Annotated in this window: 15 protein-coding genes; 5 read left to right on the top strand and 10 right to left on the bottom strand. The window is 33.0% G+C overall.

The window, feature by feature from the left end:
- Positions 1-2: 2 nt before the first annotated feature.
- A complete protein-coding gene (gene aroC, locus ACXAHM_RS10355) occupies positions 3-1,094 on the bottom strand; it encodes a chorismate synthase (RefSeq protein WP_474960366.1) in 1,092 nt (363 codons plus the stop codon).
- Between the two features lie 165 nt (positions 1,095-1,259).
- On the opposite strand from aroC, the gene ACXAHM_RS10350 reads away from it, so the two are divergent.
- From ACXAHM_RS10350 to ACXAHM_RS10340, 3 genes are all read left to right on the top strand, one after another.
- Positions 1,260-1,610: an STAS domain-containing protein gene (locus tag ACXAHM_RS10350; RefSeq protein ID WP_474960365.1), complete on the top strand. Its 351-nt coding sequence runs from the start codon at positions 1,260-1,262 to the stop codon at positions 1,608-1,610.
- A gap of 49 nt (positions 1,611-1,659) precedes the next feature.
- Positions 1,660-2,928, top strand: coding sequence for an adenylosuccinate synthase (locus tag ACXAHM_RS10345; RefSeq protein ID WP_474960364.1), 1,269 nt, complete (start codon positions 1,660-1,662; stop codon positions 2,926-2,928).
- Between the two features lie 156 nt (positions 2,929-3,084).
- Positions 3,085-3,288, top strand: coding sequence for a hypothetical protein (locus ACXAHM_RS10340; RefSeq protein WP_474960363.1), 204 nt, complete (start codon positions 3,085-3,087; stop codon positions 3,286-3,288).
- A 46-nt stretch (positions 3,289-3,334) separates the two neighbouring features.
- Here the strand turns inward: ACXAHM_RS10340 and ACXAHM_RS10335 are convergent, their stop codons facing one another.
- The 4 genes from ACXAHM_RS10335 to ACXAHM_RS10320 form a co-directional block, all read right to left on the bottom strand.
- Positions 3,335-4,090 (bottom strand): SDR family NAD(P)-dependent oxidoreductase, encoded by a 756-nt coding sequence (locus tag ACXAHM_RS10335; RefSeq protein WP_474960362.1) that lies wholly within the window; start codon positions 4,088-4,090, stop codon positions 3,335-3,337.
- Between the two features lie 6 nt (positions 4,091-4,096).
- A complete protein-coding gene (locus tag ACXAHM_RS10330; RefSeq protein WP_474960361.1) occupies positions 4,097-4,666 on the bottom strand; it encodes a class I SAM-dependent methyltransferase in 570 nt (189 codons plus the stop codon).
- Positions 4,656-5,666 carry a sugar nucleotidyltransferase gene (locus ACXAHM_RS10325; RefSeq protein WP_474960360.1) on the bottom strand — a complete coding sequence of 337 codons (1,011 nt, stop codon included), beginning with the start codon at positions 5,664-5,666 and terminating at the stop codon, positions 4,656-4,658. Before ACXAHM_RS10325 ends, ACXAHM_RS10330 begins: the two co-directional genes overlap by 11 nt.
- 201 nt (positions 5,667-5,867) lie before the next feature.
- Positions 5,868-7,205, bottom strand: coding sequence for an ATP-dependent 6-phosphofructokinase (locus tag ACXAHM_RS10320; RefSeq protein WP_474960359.1), 1,338 nt, complete (start codon positions 7,203-7,205; stop codon positions 5,868-5,870).
- Positions 7,206-7,448: 243 nt separating this feature from the next.
- Between ACXAHM_RS10320 and ACXAHM_RS10315 the strand changes: the two genes are divergently transcribed.
- Positions 7,449-8,138 carry a head GIN domain-containing protein gene (locus ACXAHM_RS10315; RefSeq protein ID WP_474960358.1) on the top strand — a complete coding sequence of 230 codons (690 nt, stop codon included), beginning with the start codon at positions 7,449-7,451 and terminating at the stop codon, positions 8,136-8,138.
- Positions 8,139-8,196: 58 nt separating this feature from the next.
- On the opposite strand, the gene ACXAHM_RS10310 is transcribed toward ACXAHM_RS10315, so the two are convergent.
- Positions 8,197-10,623, bottom strand: coding sequence for a heavy metal translocating P-type ATPase (locus ACXAHM_RS10310; RefSeq protein WP_474960357.1), 2,427 nt, complete (start codon positions 10,621-10,623; stop codon positions 8,197-8,199).
- Between the two features lie 174 nt (positions 10,624-10,797).
- Here ACXAHM_RS10310 and ACXAHM_RS10305 point away from each other — a divergent pair, with 174 nt between their 5' ends.
- Positions 10,798-11,664 (top strand): DMT family transporter, encoded by an 867-nt coding sequence (locus ACXAHM_RS10305; protein ID WP_474960356.1) that lies wholly within the window; start codon positions 10,798-10,800, stop codon positions 11,662-11,664.
- A gap of 50 nt (positions 11,665-11,714) precedes the next feature.
- Here ACXAHM_RS10305 and ftsZ read toward each other — a convergent pair whose 3' ends face one another.
- The 4 genes from ftsZ to murC all read right to left on the bottom strand — a co-directional run bounded on the left by ftsZ (position 11,715) and on the right by murC (position 16,980).
- The gene (gene ftsZ, locus ACXAHM_RS10300; RefSeq protein ID WP_474960355.1) at positions 11,715-13,145 is read right to left on the bottom strand and encodes a cell division protein FtsZ; all 1,431 of its coding nucleotides are present in this window, start codon (positions 13,143-13,145) and stop codon (positions 11,715-11,717) included.
- A 192-nt stretch (positions 13,146-13,337) separates the two neighbouring features.
- The gene (gene ftsA / locus ACXAHM_RS10295; protein WP_474960354.1) at positions 13,338-14,690 is read right to left on the bottom strand and encodes a cell division protein FtsA; all 1,353 of its coding nucleotides are present in this window, start codon (positions 14,688-14,690) and stop codon (positions 13,338-13,340) included.
- 133 nt (positions 14,691-14,823) lie between these two features.
- Positions 14,824-15,603, bottom strand: coding sequence for a cell division protein FtsQ/DivIB (locus ACXAHM_RS10290; protein ID WP_474960353.1), 780 nt, complete (start codon positions 15,601-15,603; stop codon positions 14,824-14,826).
- 6 nt (positions 15,604-15,609) lie between these two features.
- Positions 15,610-16,980 carry a UDP-N-acetylmuramate--L-alanine ligase gene (gene murC / locus ACXAHM_RS10285; RefSeq protein WP_474960352.1) on the bottom strand — a complete coding sequence of 457 codons (1,371 nt, stop codon included), beginning with the start codon at positions 16,978-16,980 and terminating at the stop codon, positions 15,610-15,612.
- Between the last annotated feature and the right edge of the window lie 7 nt (positions 16,981-16,987).

Genomic DNA, 16,987 nt, shown 5'->3' with positions numbered 1-16,987 from the left:
AACTATTTCTTTAGTTGATCTAATCTATTCGAATTAGCACGAAGCATCATATCTGCAATTACTAAAGCAGACATCGCTTCGACGATAGGCACTGCTCTTGGCACAACACAAGGATCATGACGGCCTTTACCAGAAACCGTTGCTTCATTTCCTTCTTTATCTATCGAGTCTTGATCTACCATAATTGTTGCGACAGGTTTGAAAGCTGTCTTAAAGTAAATATCTTCACCATTTGAGATACCACCTTGAATACCTCCTGATAAATTAGTTTTTGTTCTTACTTTACCTTCTTCATCAGTATAAAATGCATCATTATGTTGAGAACCTCTCAATTTTGTTCCCGCAAAACCACTTCCATATTCAAAACCTTTACAGGCATTGATACTTAGCATCGCTTTTCCTAATTCAGCATTTAAACGATCAAAAACAGGTTCACCTAATCCAGCTGGTACATTCTGAATTACACAAGATACAATACCACCAATTGTATCACGATCTTTACGAACTTGATCAATTAATTCAATCATTTGTTCTGCTTTTTCTGCATCTGGACATCTTGCAATGTTATTTTCGATTTCATTGAAATCTAATGTCGCATAATCATCACTTACTTTTATGTCTCCAACTTCAGAAACATAGGCATTAAAAGTAATCCCTATCGCAGATAAGAATTGTTTTGCGACAGCGCCAGCAGCTACACGAGCAGCCGTTTCTCTTGCAGAACTTCTTCCTCCTCCTCTATAATCTCTATTCCCATATTTTGCATGGTAAGTGTAATCAGCATGAGACGGTCTAAATACATCTTTAATATGAGAATAATCTTTACTTCTTTGATCTTGATTCCAAATTAATAATGCAATGGGTGTACCTGTAGTCATTCCTTCAAATACTCCTGACAATACTTCTACAGAATCTGCCTCCTTTCTCTGAGTAGTAATTTTTGACTGCCCAGGTTTCCTTCTTTCTAATTCTTCTTGTATTTTTTCCAAATCAAATGGCACATTCGCAGGGCATCCATCGATTGTAACACCAATAGCTCTACCATGAGATTCACCGAAAGTTGTGATTCGAAATTGTTTTCCAAATGTATTCATTGCCAAATTTTGTTAGTTGATAGCTGCAAATATCAGCTTTTTTTCTTATTAATTTGAAAGATTAGCATATAAATACGTTAAGATGAAATAAAATTAGAATTAGTTACAGATTCATAACTATCTACAAGTTATATTTGTGTCGTTTTTCACTTACAGGATAAAAAAATGGATTACAGTTTCTTTATTTATGATGGAATCATCATTGTTAAATTAAAAGGCGACTTTTTGGGTTTACCTAAAGAAAAGATTTTAGTAAGAGATGCAAAGTCATTTACTAAATCTGGGAATACTGACTTTGTCGTTGATGCAAGATATGTAAACCATATGAATAGTGGTGGTTTGAGTATGTTAGTTAGATTATATACTGATATCTCAAAACACAATGGTAGAATGTTATTACTTTCGCCTCCTGATCAATTATCAAAATTATTAAGGATTACAAAACTTGATAAAGTGATCAAAACTTGTGAAAGACGTGGAGAAGCTATGCAAGAACTTCGTTTGAGCAGAGACTAACCACCTTAAACTTTAAATTAATACAGATCTATAATAAATTCTATTAAGAATGGATATTCTTTTAGGTATGCAATGGGGAGATGAAGGAAAAGGCAAAGTTGTCGACGTCCTTGCTCCAAAGTATGATGTTGTTGCACGTTTCCAAGGCGGACCAAACGCTGGGCACACATTAGAGTTTGATGGTAAAAAATTCGTTCTTCACCAAATCCCATCGGGTGTATTCCAAGATGGAACTGCTAATATCATTGGTAATGGTGTGGTACTTGATATCCGTATTTTCCGCGAGGAAATCGAAAAATTAGAAGCTGCTGGTTTTTCTGATATCAAAGATAAAATCTTACTTTCAAAGAAAACGCACTTGATTATCCCTACTCATAGACTGCTAGACGCTGCCTATGAAAAAAGTAAAGGTGATCAAAAAATTGGATCTACATTAAAAGGTATTGGACCAACATACCAAGACAAATCTGCTCGTGTTGGTTTAAGAACAGGTGATTTATTTGCTGAAGACTTCCAAGCAAAGTATGAGGCTTTAAAAGCTAAACATATTGAAATCTTGAAATTCTATGATTTCGATTATACTGAGCAACTTCCTGAAATGGAAAAAGAATTCTTCTCTGCAGTTGATTTCTTAAAGACAATGACTTTCGTAAATAGCGAATATTTCGTTAACGATTCATTAAAAGCAGGTAAAAAAGTATTGGCTGAAGGTGCTCAAGGTACTTTATTGGACGTTGACTTTGGTTCATATCCATTTGTTACTTCTTCAAATACTTTCGCTGCAGGTGCTTCAACTGGATTAGGCGTTGCTCCTAATGCTCAGAAAAATATCTACGGTATTTTCAAGGCTTACTGTACACGTGTGGGTTCAGGTCCATTCCCTACAGAGTTATTTGATGAAACTGGTGAAGCATTACAAAACTTAGGTCATGAGTTTGGTGCAACTACTGGTCGTAGACGTAGATGTGGTTGGTTAGATTTACCAATCCTTAAGTATGCCGTTATGATCAACGGTGCTACAGAATTATTTATGATGAAAGCCGACGTGATGAATACGTTTGAAGAAATCAAAATCTGTACCGAATACTTATTAAAAGATGGTACTAAAACGAAAGAAGTTCCTTACGATTTAGAAGATATCAAAGAACCGATTTACACTACTTTAAAAGGGTGGAATCAAGAAGTGGATCCAAAACTTTCTTTCGAGGAGCTTCCTCAAGAGTTGATGGATTACATCAAATTTATCGAAGATTACATTGAAGTACCAATCACTATGGTTTCTCTTGGTCCTGACCGTGAAGAGACTATTATGAAATAGTATTTCAATTTTCACATAAAAAAAGATCAGTAGACACTTAGTTTATTGATCTTTTTTTATCACTATTTTAAAAGACAATAGAACAATTCCATCTTAATCTTCGTTATTAGGTATACCCTTTATATATTTTTTCATTTAAATTGTACTATCATGGACATGGAAAAAATTAAGGAACAAGCTATAGAGTGCTTTAAAATGTTTAGAGACTCTAATGTTATTTTCTCAAATGAGGATGGAGAATTGATTGTTCCTCAAACAGAACAAGAAGCCTTATCTTTAAAAGATGACGGATATATGGCGATCTTTAAAGAAGACCTAAAAAAAGACCTAGGAACCGATGGTTTAGGCCTTTTCTATTAATTTTTATGTAACTGCCCTACACTTTTGTATAGGGCTTTATTTTTGTCTAAAGATTCTTATTCAGAATTGTAGCCGATGCTTGTGCTGTTGGATAAACTACCAAATCAGCAATATTTACATGACGTTTTCTTGAAACCATAAAGTAGATGATATCGGCAATATCCTCAGCATACAATGGATCGTACCCTTTGTATACATTTTCTGCTTTTTCTTTATCACCTTTAAATCTTACTTCAGAAAATTCTGTATGAACTAAACCAGGATGAACTGCTCCTACTCGAATGCCAAATTCATTTAAATCATAACGCATCGCTTCATTTAATGCATTTACGGCAAATTTTGATGCATTATAAACATTTCCATTTGGATATACATCTTTACCAGCTATTGAGCCAATATTGATAATATGCCCCGCCTTTCTTCCTTTCATTTGTTCAATAATCGCTTTTGAAACATACAAAAGGCCTTTCACATTAATATCAATCATAGCATCCCAATCATCTACATCTCCTTCGTGAATTGGAGATAAACCATGTGCATTTCCTGCATTATTGACTAATATATCAACTTGTTTAAAAGGTTCTGGAAGTGAATTGATAGCATTAAAAACACTTTCTTTATCACGAACATCAAAAGATAATATATGTACATCTACTTTAGAATTTAATTCAGTCTGAAGTACTTTTAGTCTATCTTCTCTACGACCACAAATGATAAGGTTAATTCCATTTTCGGCAAAAATTTCGGCTGTAGCCTTACCAATACCAGAAGTTGCGCCTGTTACAAGTGCTGTTTTTTTCATTGTAATTTATTGTTTTTCAAAACACATAAAGGCTAATTCCATGATTGATTCCTCTTTACTTTTTGGAGGATAAAAGTGGTGCTCAATATGCTTGTTGAATAGTAATTGTAAAGTTGGATAATTGTTTCGAAAAAGATCTATTAAATAATCCTCTCTCATATCCCATTGATGTGTCAAAAGAAGTAAAACTCCTTCAGTCTCGATATGATTTTCTATATTTTTAAATAGCACTTTTTCTTTTTCAAGGTCTTCAGGTTGACAATGTATCACTGCATCTAATAGAATAACCTGGTATTTTTTATCGAAATGAAATTGAAATATATCTTCTACTCTCGCATTTATTCCTTCAGCAAGTATTTGTTTAATTCCAGTTTCAGAATAATCAATTGCAGTTACTTCAAAACCTATATTTTTAGCTAAAAAAGCATTTCTTCCCTGCCCTGCTCCTAAGTCTAATAAGGATTTTTTAGGAACGATACCCTTCAGTATTTTAACCAATTCAGGGTAAGGTTTACCGAATGCATTTTTATCTATATAAAAAGCATCCCAACCTTTTATTTTATCATTAGTTTCCAAAGTTGATTTCCGTATGATCTCCAAGGTTTAAACTTTGAGCTATTCCTTTCAAAGTAGAATCATGCCCAACTAGAGACTTCTTTAATAGAAGATCTTTTAAATGAGTAAATGCACCAATAATTGAGTTTTCAATAATACAATTTTCAATAATTGCATCTTCACCAATAACTACATTAGGACCAATGATCGAATTTTTGATGATTGTATTTTCTCCAATCTTGACTGGATTAATAATAATTGAATTTTCACACTTAATGTCCTCCGTCGTTGTCAATTGAAAGCCTGGGCGAGTTAATAATGTTGCATTTGCTTCTAAAAGTGAGTCTCTCGCGCCACAATCGTACCAATTTTCTACTTCTTGAACATCAAAATGACATCCTTTTTCAATCATATATTGTAGCGCACCGGTAATTACTATTTCATTTTGAGAAGAAATATTATTGTCAATTACATACTCAAGACCTTTGATAAAGGTAGGAATATCAATAATTTTATATACCCCAACTAAACCTAAATTTGACTTTGGAATAATCGGTCTTTCAACAAACTTTTTCACTCCACCTTTTGGATGAATTTCAGCTACGCCTACTTGACCAGGATTATCTACTTTCTGATACCCGACTACTGAATGAGGATTATCTAACATTTGTTGTATATCAAGGTTGACGATAGAATCACCTAGACAAACCATGACCTCTTCTTCTTTATCAAAAAATTCCTTAGCTACGTATATAGCATGTGCTGAACCTTCTCTTGGAATTTGGACAACAAATTCAAAATTAACTTTAAAATCTTTGTAATTATCTTGAATAAAAGATTCAATCCTAGTTCCCATATAACCAATTACAATGATAAAATCATCAAACCCTGATTCAATAAAAATATCAATAATATGTGCAATAACAGGCTTACCTGCTACAGGTAACAATGCTTTTGGTTGAGTATTTGTTAAAGGGCGAAGGTTTGAACCACGACCAGCTACAGGAATAATTACTTTCATATTTGACGATTGTGTTCCTCTTTATTCAAATATACGTTTGGTATAAAAAAATTATTCATCAAAATAATGAATAAAATTCAGAAAAATGTGCTTAGATGGAATTTAAAAAAATCTATTAAGAATCTATAGGAAAATTACCCAATTGGACATAAAAAAAGGTATCTTAAAGATACCTTTTCTTTCTATATTGATTCAAAATGATTAGTCATTTCTCATATTGATAGGTTGGCCAGTTGTTTCCAATACTGCCCACCATAATGGACCATTTACATCAATTTTCTTTCTTGAAGCTGTAGCTACAGGAATTGGTAAGTATGTAAATTGGTTATGCCAACGACCTACTACGAAATCAGTAAGACCTGCCATAGCACCGTGAACTGCATTTAATGCTAAATCATTACAGAATACACTATCTGCAGGAATGGCTACTTCAGAACGGATGATGTATGACGGATCAATATATTTAACCGTTGCCTCAATATCTTCGCTCTTAAAGAATTTATTGATTTCATCCTTTAAATAAACACCAATATCTTTATGCTTGATGTTACCAGATTTATCCGTTTCTTTATCTTCACCTTCAAAAAGATGTTGACCAGCACCTTCAGCAACTACTACTAATGCGTGATGACGATCTACTACTCTTTCCTTCAATGCTGCTAAAAAGCCTTTTTCACCGTGTAAATCAAAATCAGATTCAGGTACTAATACAAAGTTTACATCAGGCATTGCTAACGCAGCATTTGCAGCAATAAATCCAGAGTCTCTACCCATTAGCTTCACAATTGCAACACCATTATAAGCACCTGTTGCTTCATTATGAGCATCACGTACAACAGCGGCAGCCGTAGTAAATGCAGTATCAAAACCGAAAGTTTTTGTCATGAAGTTTACATCATTGTCAATTGTCTTCGGAATACCCGCAGTAACAATTTTTAAACCTCTTCTTTCAATTTCTTCATTAATAACGTGGTTACCTGATAAAGTACCATCACCACCAATTGTGAATAAGATATTGATATTTTCTCTTTCAAGAGCATCAACCATTGCTGATATATCTTGACGACCTCTTGATGAACCTAGAATAGTACCACCAAATAAGTGAATATCTTTAACTACATCTGGCGTTAATTTAACCATTTCATGACCATATTCTGGAATCAATCCTTGGTAACCATATTGGATACCCCAAATGTTTCTTACTTTATATCTATAGTATAATCCGTTTACTAATCCTCGAATTACATTATTAATACCAGGACAAAGACCACCACAAGTTACGATTGCAGCTTTTGTCTTAGAAGGATCAAAATATATTTCTTTACGTGGACCAGCCTTCATAAATGAAATAGGCTCGTTTCCAACTGAAAGTACTTCTTTATAACTTTTTAGTGAAGCATCGTAAACGATTCTTCTTGACTCATCAATGAATAATTCGTTACTAATCTCTTCCTCTGCGTAGTTTTTATAAATAGGAGATAATAAAGTAGCTTTACCTAACTTTTTTACCTCAAAGTCTTCTTGTCTTAAGTCGTTCATGAGATAGTATATTTATAATATTTTTTTTGTATCAATCTTTCAAAACACGAATAACCACATATTTCTTCAAAAAAAGGATGACAAAAGTAACCCTATTTTGGTCACAACCCTATTTTGATGCAACCTATTAAAATTTCCTTTGTCTTTAGGGCATATACAGTGATTTACACACACAATTCAATTGTTAATTGTTGTTATTCGTAAATTCGATGGATAACAATGCAGACAAAAATACAATAAAAAATGAAAACAAGATTATTAATACTAAGCATCATTACCATTTTTTCATCATTTGTTCACGCACAGGAAACAGACGTACGTACATTAAGCAATTTTTCAACTATTGGAATCAGCGGTTCTATGGATGTAAACCTTAAAACTGGCAATAAAAATGAGATAACTGTTTATCTTCACGGAAATACAAAACCTTCAGATGTTATCACAGAAGTAAACGGAGACAAACTAGTTATTCGTCCTAAGAAAGGTGTTCGCAATGTTAGAGCTGATATTTCTTTAACTTATAATCAAAACCTTTCATCAATTAGCTTTTCTGGTTCATCAGACATTACATCAAAAGGTGAAATGAAATCTGAGACCTTAAAGCTAGCAGGTAGTGGTTCTGGAAGTTTTACAGGAGAAGTAAATGTGACTGAATTAAATGCAAGTTTAAGTGGTTCTGGAGAATTAGATTTAGAAGGTAAAGCAGATACTTTTTCAATTTCTGTGAGTGGTTCTGCTGATATCGATGCTAAAGATATGGAGTCAAAAATTGTTACGATATCTGTTAGTGGCTCAGGAGATGTAGATTGTTGGGCTACTGAAGAAATTACTGCAAAAGTCTCAGGATCAGGAGATATCCGTTATAAAGGTCAACCTGAAAAAACAAAAATTAAAGTTTCAGGATCAGGAGATATCTCACAATTTAACGATTAAAAAATAAGACAAATAGGGACAAAAGGCTGATTCATTTCATTAATGAGTCAGCCTTTTTTTACTTTTTCAGAAAAGATTTCCCACTCCATGTTGTCCCCAAAGTACCAAGTAACACTACTGATATTGAACTTAAAGGCATTAAAATCGCTGCAATTAAAGGAGAAAGATTTCCTTGAACAGCAAATGATAAACCGAGAATATTATATAAAAAAGAAACAATGAAGCCTAGATATACCATTATCATTGCATTCTTTGAAAACTTAAGGTAAGTATTTAAATCTTTTACTTTCTCTGCGGCTATAATTGCATCACAAGCTGGAGAAAATTGATGGGCGTCTTCTGCAACAGCTATTCCTATTTCTGCTTGTTTTAAAGCTCCTGCATCATTTAAACCATCTCCAATCATCAACACTTTCTCACCTTGATTTTGAAGGTTTTGAATAAATGTCATTTTATCTTTTGGAGATTGCTCAAATAACATTTCAGTTCCTTGAGGAAAGAAATTTAAAAGCTTCTCTTTTTCTGAAGCATTATCACCTGATAATAATGAAATTTTAAAATCCTTTTCTTTTAATTGAGAAAGTAAATCTTGAATACCATTTCTTAGAGATTGAGATAACAGATATTTCCCGATTATTTCACCATTAATAGAGACATAAGAAACTGTCTGGAATGTACCTTTAGTATCTTTTGGAGCTTTGACGAAGGTAGCTTTACCCATTTTCAATTCTATTCCATTAACAACACCTTTTATACCATTTCCTTGTACTTCTTCAAAATTCTCTACTTTCAAATTATTATCATATGCTTTAACATACTGAGCGATTCGACTACTAACAGGGTGCGTGGATTGAGAAGTTAAGGCATATATTAAATCTAGCTGCTCTTCAGATAATTGATCTCCATCGAAAACAATCGTCTGTTCTTTAGCCGATGTAATTGTACCTGTCTTATCAAATACTATATGATCAATAGAGGCCATTTTTTCTACCGCGATAGTATCCTTTGTATACATTCCAAATCGAGCCATTATTCTCATTGCATTTCCCAATGCAAAGGGAGCATTTAATGCTAATGCACAAGGACATGCGATAATTAAAACTGCAGTAAATGTGTTCACTGCATGAGTAGCCCCATCCACATTCCACCAATAAATACAAGCTATAGTAGCAATAGCTAAAATTGCTATTGTAAACCACTTACTTATAATATTCGTTTTCGATTGAAGTAAATCTTTAATCTTTTCTTCTTGAAAAGTCTGTTCATTCCAAAGCCTTGTCAGGTAACTTTGAGATACTTCTTTGGTGGTTTCAATTTCAATTATCCCCGAAGTTTGTTTTCCACCAGCGAACAAGATATCACCTGAAGACTTTTTTATTGGAACTGATTCACCTGTTACAAAACTATAATCAATTCTCCCCTCTCCTTTTTTTAGAATAGCGTCTGCGGGTATTAATTCTCCATTTTTTATGATTAAAGTATCATTTACCTTCAACTTTGAAAGAGGAATATTTTCTTCTTTTCCATTTACAATACGCGTTACTGCAATAGGAAAATAGGATTTATAATCTCTTTCGAAGGAGATATTATCAAACGTTTTTTGTTGAAACCATTTTCCTATCAATAAAAGAAAAATTAATGCACCTAAGGAGTCTAAATATCCTGCTCCGGTTGACGTTAATATTTCATAGGCTGATCTTAAAAATAAAGCTAGAATTCCTAAAGAAATTGGAACATCTATATTGACTCCTTTATGTCTTAATGCATGCCATGCTGAAGTCAGGTAATCTCTTGCTCCATAAAAGAAAACAGGTATACTTAACACCAAATTTAGATAACCAAATAGTTCAATAAATGACTGATCTTCAACAGTGATACCTAGATATTCTGGAAAACTCAGCATCATGATATTCCCAAAGCAAAAACCAACTATACCGAGCTTAATATAAAATGATTTCTCTTTTGCTTTTCTTGCTTTTTCCTTTTTATTTTTATCTAAATCCTCAAGATTAATTAATGGCTCATAACCAAGGTTAATCAAAAGCTCAACAACTGTTCTTAAACTTAATTTCTCTTCTAAATAAGTAATATAAATTTCTCTCTTTAAGAAGTTTACTTTTGCTTCAAGAACTCCCTCACTCAAACTAGGAAGTTTTTCTAAAAGCCAAATACACGATGAGCAATGAATTTGAGGTAAGTAAAAACTTAATCTAGCTGTAGTTCCATCAGAAAAATCTAATAATTTATTAATTATAGTTTCATCATCCAGGTACGCTAATTTTTCTTTTTGAGATTTACCTTTTTGTCTTACACCCGGTTGATTATTTAAACGGTAATATTCTTGAAGATCATTTTCTTGCAAAAGCTCATATACCATATGACACCCATTACAACAGAATGACTTATCTTCTTCATTTTTTATTATTTCATCTACGCAATCTTCTCCGCAGTGGTAGCAAGTTTCAATATTTTTGTCTGAGTGCATGTTCATTTTATTAAAGCTTGTACCAAATTTCGTTAGTAAAAAAGAAATCAGCACTGATAAAAATCAATAGAATTCTTTTATTGACAAATAAAAACTAAAAAAGTAAGCTTGTGAACTATTGAAAGTTCTATTTTTGTTGGATTATTGATATGAAACTCCTCTTATTAAAAAATTATGAGTTTAAAAGTCGGAAGTGGCGTCAAACAAATGCTATTAGCAGCATTGGTGATGACTACTATGCAATTGATTGTAAAAGCAATACCAGAAATTCCACCTCAAGAAGTAGTATTCTTTAGAGCATTGACTTCACTAGTTTTAAGCTATGTCACACTCAAGAAAGCTGGTGTTTACATATGGGGCAATAACAAGTTATTACTCTTATTAAGAGGTTTTTTTGGAACTGTTTCACTAATACTTGTTTTCGCTAGTTTTCAGAATCTCCCACTTGCAACAGCTGTGGTACTGCAAAATCTAGCTCCTCTATTTACTGCATTATTTGCAATGTTATTTTTAAAGCAGCCTTTAAAACCAATTCAATTCCTATTTCTTTCCATAAGTATAATCGGGGTTGTTTTTATTAAAGGCTTTGATCCTAGAGTAGATCCTTTATACTTAACAATTGCTATTGCTGGTGCTATAGGATCTGCTGCAGCCTATACAGTTATAGGTAAATTAAAAGGAAAAGAGCATCCTGTAGTAGTTGTCTTTTATTTTCCATTTGTCGCTGTTCCTATAGCTGGAATATGGAGTTATTTTGATTGGGTTATGCCAACAGAGCCAATTATTTGGGTTGCCTTATTAAGTATAGGTATCCTCTCTCAGATAGGTCAAATCTTATTGACAAAAGCATATCAATCCGAGGATGATGCACTTACGGTTTCAAGTATGAATTATACAAGTGTAATTTATGGAGCTTTGTATGGTATGTATTTCTTTGGAGAGTTTTTCACTTTAGAAGTAATAATAGGGATGTTTCTTGTTGTTAGTGGTACTTTATTGAATTTGTATTATAAATCGAGATTAAATAAAAATAAAGCATAAAAAAAGCCATCAATATTGAAATATTGATGGCTTTTTTGTCTTCAACAAAATTATTCCGTTTCGCTTTCCTTAGATGAAGGTGGATTTAATTTCACACCTCTTCTCATGTAAGCAGGAACATCTCTTAAGTCTTTCATATCTTCGTTAGAGATATCTTTAATTGACTCAAATTTTTTGTAGCTACTTAGTTTAGCTGCTTCACTTGTTGAAGATGAAGTATTTTCAGAAGTAGTTTTCTTTACAGGTTCACCACTTGTGTAGTCATCCTCTAATGAAAATACGACTTTTTTAGGCTCTTCTTCCTTTAGGGGAACCGCTGAAGCTTCGACAACTTGAGGTTTTTCTTCCTCAATCTTCTTTTCTTCAACAACTGGAGGTTTTTCCTCTTTAATTTGTGATGTAGGCTTGGCAACTGGAATAGACGTACTTATTCTAGAACTTGTGTTGCTTACGCCTGGCTCCCCTTTGCTAAAAAAATCACTAGCAGGCTTTGCTTCTTTTTCTTCTTCAAAACCTGTTGCAATTACAGTTACACTAATTGCATCACCTAATGATTCATCTTTAGCTACACCAAAGATAACTTCCGCTTCTTGGCCTGCTTTTTCTTGTATATATGTAGTTACTTGCTCAAGTTCACTCATATCTAAATCGTCATAATCACTTACAACTAATGATAATAAGATGTACTTCGCATTTGTAATATCTGTATTGTTCAATAATGGAGACGCAATTGCAGCTTCAGTAGCTCTGATTGCACGGTCTTCACCTGATTCAATAGAAGATCCCATTACAGCAGTACCAGCATCTCGCATTACAGTATTAACATCTTCAAAGTCAACGTTAATGTATGCATCTACAGTAATAATTTCTGCAATAGATTTTGCTGCTCTTGCTAAAACGTTATCCGCTTGAGCAAATGCTTCACGCATAGAAGAACGGCCATAAACTTCTTTTAATTTTTCGTTTAGAATAACTAAAACAGTGTCACAGTGTTCTTTTAATTCTTCAATTCCTTGAAGAGCTCTTCTTTCTTTTGGTTTACCTTCAAATTTAAAAGGCATTGTTACGATACCAACAGTAAGGATATTTAAGCTTCTTGCGATTTCTGCAATCACAGGTGCTGCTCCTGTACCTGTACCGCCTCCCATACCAGCAGTTACGAAAACCATCTTCGTACCATTTGATAGGAAAGATTTTATATCATCTTTTGTTTCTAAAGCTGATTCTCTTCCAATTTCTGGTTTTGCACCTGCTCCTAATCCTTCAGTTAGTTCAATCCCTAATTGTATTTTATTGGGTACAGGACTAGATTCCAATGCTTGCTTATCAGTATTAGCCACAAAGAAATCTACATCGTGGATTCCAAGTTCATACATGTGACGCACAGCATTTCCTCCTCCGCCACCAACACCGACCACTTTAATGATCTTGTTTGCAGCAGGGTTGCTTGTCATATCAAACTCGTAGCTCGTTTCAGCCATAGACTTTAAAAAATTTATTTTTTATACAACAATAGTTGTTGCTAATTATATCAAAAATTTGAATTGCTAAAATAATAGCAATATTTCAATAAAATGGCACATGTGTATGATTTTATACACTAAAGTACTCAATTTCTTAAATGAAAATACAGAATTATAGAAAACTATCCAATTAACATGTAATATAATTGATTAATCTTTATAATCTTCTGTATCATCATAATCATCAATAAGCAAATCTTTTGCCTTTTGAAGAAAATCTGAAAATATATTTTTTCCTCTTGGTGTAGAAGGAGTCTGTTCTGCAACTGGTCTCTCTTTTTCTACAGTAGATGGTTCTTTTACATCTTGTTGATAAATACTTCTTGGTCGATCCAATTCTCTTTGATCAAGTGCTTTAAAGCCAGCTAGTGCTAATCCTAAAGCTGTTGAGAATTTTGGATCTTTTACTTTTTCAGATCTATCACTTTTACCGAGAAATGCTGTTGGATATCCAATTCTAGTATCTAAACCAACTTTATACTCGAACAAATGTTGGATATTTTTAAGTTTTGATCCACCACCTGTTAGCACTAATCCTCCAGCAAGTTTATCCATATAACCTGAAGCTCTCAATTCAGCATTGATCAAATCAATGATCTCTTCCATTCTAGCTTCGATGATATAAGCAAGATTTTTAATAGAGACTTCTTTTGGAGTTCTATTGTTAATCCCCGGAATTTCAACTACTTCATCTTCATTAGTATTTACAGCCATCGACTGACCAAACTTCACTTTTAATAGCTCTGCTTGATGTTGCATAACTGCACAACCTTGCTTAATATCAGATGTAATAATATCTCCACCAAAAGGAATTACTGCTGTATGACGGATGATTCCGTCATAAAAAATAGCAATATCTGTAGTACCTCCTCCAATATCGACGATGGCAACTCCAGCTTCTTTTTCTTCTTCTGTTAGAACAGCCATACTTGATGCAAGAGGCTCAAGCATCATTTGATCACATTCCAAATTGCTTCTTTCAATACATTTTTTGATGTTACGTATTGAATTTGAATTTGCTGTTACAATATGAAAATCTGCTTCAAGTTTAACCCCTGCCATACCGACAGGATCCTTGATCTTTTCCTCACTATCAACAGTATAATGCAATGGTAAAACGTGGATGATTTCAGTACCAGGCTCAGTAATCACTCGGTACATATCATTCGTTAAACGTTCTACATCTGTCACAGAAATTTCATCTTCTTGGTGTGGAAGGGTAATACTTCCATGTTGACGAAAACTTTTTATATGTTTACCCGCAACACCCACATTTACAACATTAATCTCAATTTGTGAGTCTTGTTCAGCGGCTGTAATTGCTTGATCAATTGCTTCAGTAGTCTTTGCAATATTACTCACCGTACCATCACGTACTCCTTCAGAAGTTGAATGACCTAATCCTAATATCTCTAATTGATTATACTCATTCATCTTTCCTACAACAGCACACACCTTTGTAGTTCCAATATCAAGCCCTACGATAATCTTTTCTTCTTCCATACTCTAAACAAATTTATGATGAGTAACTTGTGGGTTTATTTTATAATTGGGGATTAAAAATTCCAATAACCTATTAAAAAATCAAAATTTCTTAATATGTTATCAAAAAAGCAAATTATTCAAATTGAATTTACTAGTTACATACAATTTGTCCCTCATATTGTAATTTTATATTCTTATAGACATTCCATCCTTTCGAGGATAAAATTGTATTATAATATACTTTAAGTTTACCTAATTTTTTATCAAATTCATTGGGTAAACCGAATTCTATACGTTCTTTTCCTACTTGTGGAATTGCAGTAATCGCCATATCTTTTTCTAAATTAATCTGAGTGATTTGTGCATTCCAAAATCGATCATTACTTAGTTTATTTACAAAGTAAAGGAGGTTTTGACCGTATTCATTTTCCTTCCAGTATTTATGAGACATTAATCTTTCTGTCCCTTGGCCTGTGATCAATAATACTCTTGCTGCGTATTTTTTAGAAAGTCCAATCAATTTTCCTTCTTGATTGATATATGTAGATTTTCCACTCGGTGTTATTACTCTTGCGATTGGTCTATCTTGTTCAATATCTATGATGAGATTATTTTTCACATCTCTTGATACTTCTGCTTTCCTCACAAATTGTATTGAATTCAATGAGTTTTCAATTTCTTTAATTGAAATTTGATTCAATTCCCTGTGATCAAGATTCATCTTTGTGATTGCATCTTTAATCTCTGTATCCTCTACAAATCTTGGTGCGTTATAGTTTGTCACATTAATGATAAGTTCCCCATCATTAATAAAATTATTTTGTCTAGTTAAAGTGTAAACAATAGTTATTAACAATATACCTAATAACACAAGTATACTTGTCATTCCTTTTTTAGACAATAATTTTGTTAGTGTATTTTCCTGTTTCATAATCTATCAATTAAGAATATGAGCTATATCTTTAATAAATCTATCTATATTTCCTGCTCCTACTGTTGCGATCACTCTGCTCTCAAACTTCTTTACTTCTTCTAAAAGATCTTTATCTTCAACAATCTTTTTGTTATCATGAAGAATTTTCCCTAATAACATTTCAGAGTTTACACCTTCAACAAATTCTTCCCTTGCAGGATATAAAGGTAATAACCATACTTCATCTGCAATTGACAAACTTTCCCCAAAATTATCTGCAAAATCAGCTGTTCTAGAATATAAGTGAGGTTGAAAAATCACTGTGATTTTTTCATTAGGATATAATGCTTTCAGTGAATTGATAAAAGTTGTAATCTCCGTTGGGTGATGTGCATAATCATCAATGTACACCTTTTCTGATGTGTTCACCCATTTTTCAAATCTCCTTTTTACACCCTTATAAGATTCTACACCAGCAATAACCTCTTCCTTAGTTAATCCAACTGAAAGTGCAATTGACATAGCTAATAATGCATTTGAAACATTATGAAAGCCTGGCATTTGTAGATATATGTTTTCAAAATCGGTACTACCTATTTTTGCATCAAAGACAAAAGCTCCATCTTTCACTTTTAGATTGGTTGCTTTAATATCACCTTTATCAATACCATAAGTATGAGTTGAAATAGAGTCTTCTGCATGTAATTCTTTAATACTACTCTCTAAGTACAACTTTCCATTTTTAGGTAGTTTATTAATAAACTCCTGAAAGGAAGTAAAAACAGCTTTTTCGTCACCGTAAATATCCAAATGATCAGCTTCACAACTAGTTACCCCAATAATATCTGGAGACAATTGTAAAAAAGAACGATCAAATTCATCTGCTTCTACTACTACTAAGTGATCTTGCTTATTGCTATCACCAAGTAGCATATTAGTATCATAATTTGTGGAAATTCCACCCAAGAATGCAGAAACATTTTTATTGGCATGTTTCAATAAATGTGATAACATTGAAGAAGTAGTAGTTTTACCGTGCGTTCCTGCAATTCCAATTGTAAAACTATTATTAGTAATTATTCCTAGAACTTCTGCTCTCTTCTTCAGTGTATAACCATTTTCTTTTAGGTATTGCATTCCTTGATGTGAAAAAGGTATTGCCGGTGTATATACTACAAGAACATCTTGTTTTGGTAAAGACAATAATTCTTTTGAAAGTGCTTCTACACTATCATCAAATACAATATTAATTCCTTCTTCTTGAAGTTTTTTTGTCAGTTCTGTTTCTGTCTTATCATACCCTTCTACAGTGGAACCATTGGCATTAAACCATCGAGCTAATGCACTCATTCCAATTCCTCCTACTCCTAAAAAATATAGATATTTTGGTAACATTCTTTTC

It is taken from the genome of Flammeovirga sp. AWQ4_249 (assembly GCF_056161045.1).
This window is presented reverse-complemented; position numbering and strand designations above follow the sequence as displayed.

What these genes read in the sequence shown, in the direction of transcription:
- ACXAHM_RS10335 (WP_474960362.1), bottom strand. Translation starts at nt 4,090, where the DNA reads ATGAAAAAAACAGCACTTGTAACAGGCGCAACTTCTGGTATTGGTAAG.
- ACXAHM_RS10345 (WP_474960364.1), top strand. Translation starts at nt 1,660, where the DNA reads ATGGATATTCTTTTAGGTATGCAATGGGGAGATGAAGGAAAAGGCAAA.
- ACXAHM_RS10315 (WP_474960358.1), top strand. Translation starts at nt 7,449, where the DNA reads ATGAAAACAAGATTATTAATACTAAGCATCATTACCATTTTTTCATCA.
- aroC (WP_474960366.1), bottom strand. Translation starts at nt 1,094, where the DNA reads ATGAATACATTTGGAAAACAATTTCGAATCACAACTTTCGGTGAATCT.
- ACXAHM_RS10350 (WP_474960365.1), top strand. Translation starts at nt 1,260, where the DNA reads ATGGATTACAGTTTCTTTATTTATGATGGAATCATCATTGTTAAATTA.
- ACXAHM_RS10325 (WP_474960360.1), bottom strand. Translation starts at nt 5,666, where the DNA reads ATGAAAGTAATTATTCCTGTAGCTGGTCGTGGTTCAAACCTTCGCCCT.
- ACXAHM_RS10340 (WP_474960363.1), top strand. Translation starts at nt 3,085, where the DNA reads ATGGAAAAAATTAAGGAACAAGCTATAGAGTGCTTTAAAATGTTTAGA.
- ACXAHM_RS10320 (WP_474960359.1), bottom strand. Translation starts at nt 7,205, where the DNA reads ATGAACGACTTAAGACAAGAAGACTTTGAGGTAAAAAAGTTAGGTAAA.
- ACXAHM_RS10310 (WP_474960357.1), bottom strand. Translation starts at nt 10,623, where the DNA reads ATGCACTCAGACAAAAATATTGAAACTTGCTACCACTGCGGAGAAGAT.
- murC (WP_474960352.1), bottom strand. Translation starts at nt 16,980, where the DNA reads ATGTTACCAAAATATCTATATTTTTTAGGAGTAGGAGGAATTGGAATG.
- ftsA (WP_474960354.1), bottom strand. Translation starts at nt 14,690, where the DNA reads ATGGAAGAAGAAAAGATTATCGTAGGGCTTGATATTGGAACTACAAAG.
- ACXAHM_RS10305 (WP_474960356.1), top strand. Translation starts at nt 10,798, where the DNA reads ATGAGTTTAAAAGTCGGAAGTGGCGTCAAACAAATGCTATTAGCAGCA.
- ftsZ (WP_474960355.1), bottom strand. Translation starts at nt 13,145, where the DNA reads ATGGCTGAAACGAGCTACGAGTTTGATATGACAAGCAACCCTGCTGCA.
- ACXAHM_RS10290 (WP_474960353.1), bottom strand. Translation starts at nt 15,603, where the DNA reads ATGAAACAGGAAAATACACTAACAAAATTATTGTCTAAAAAAGGAATG.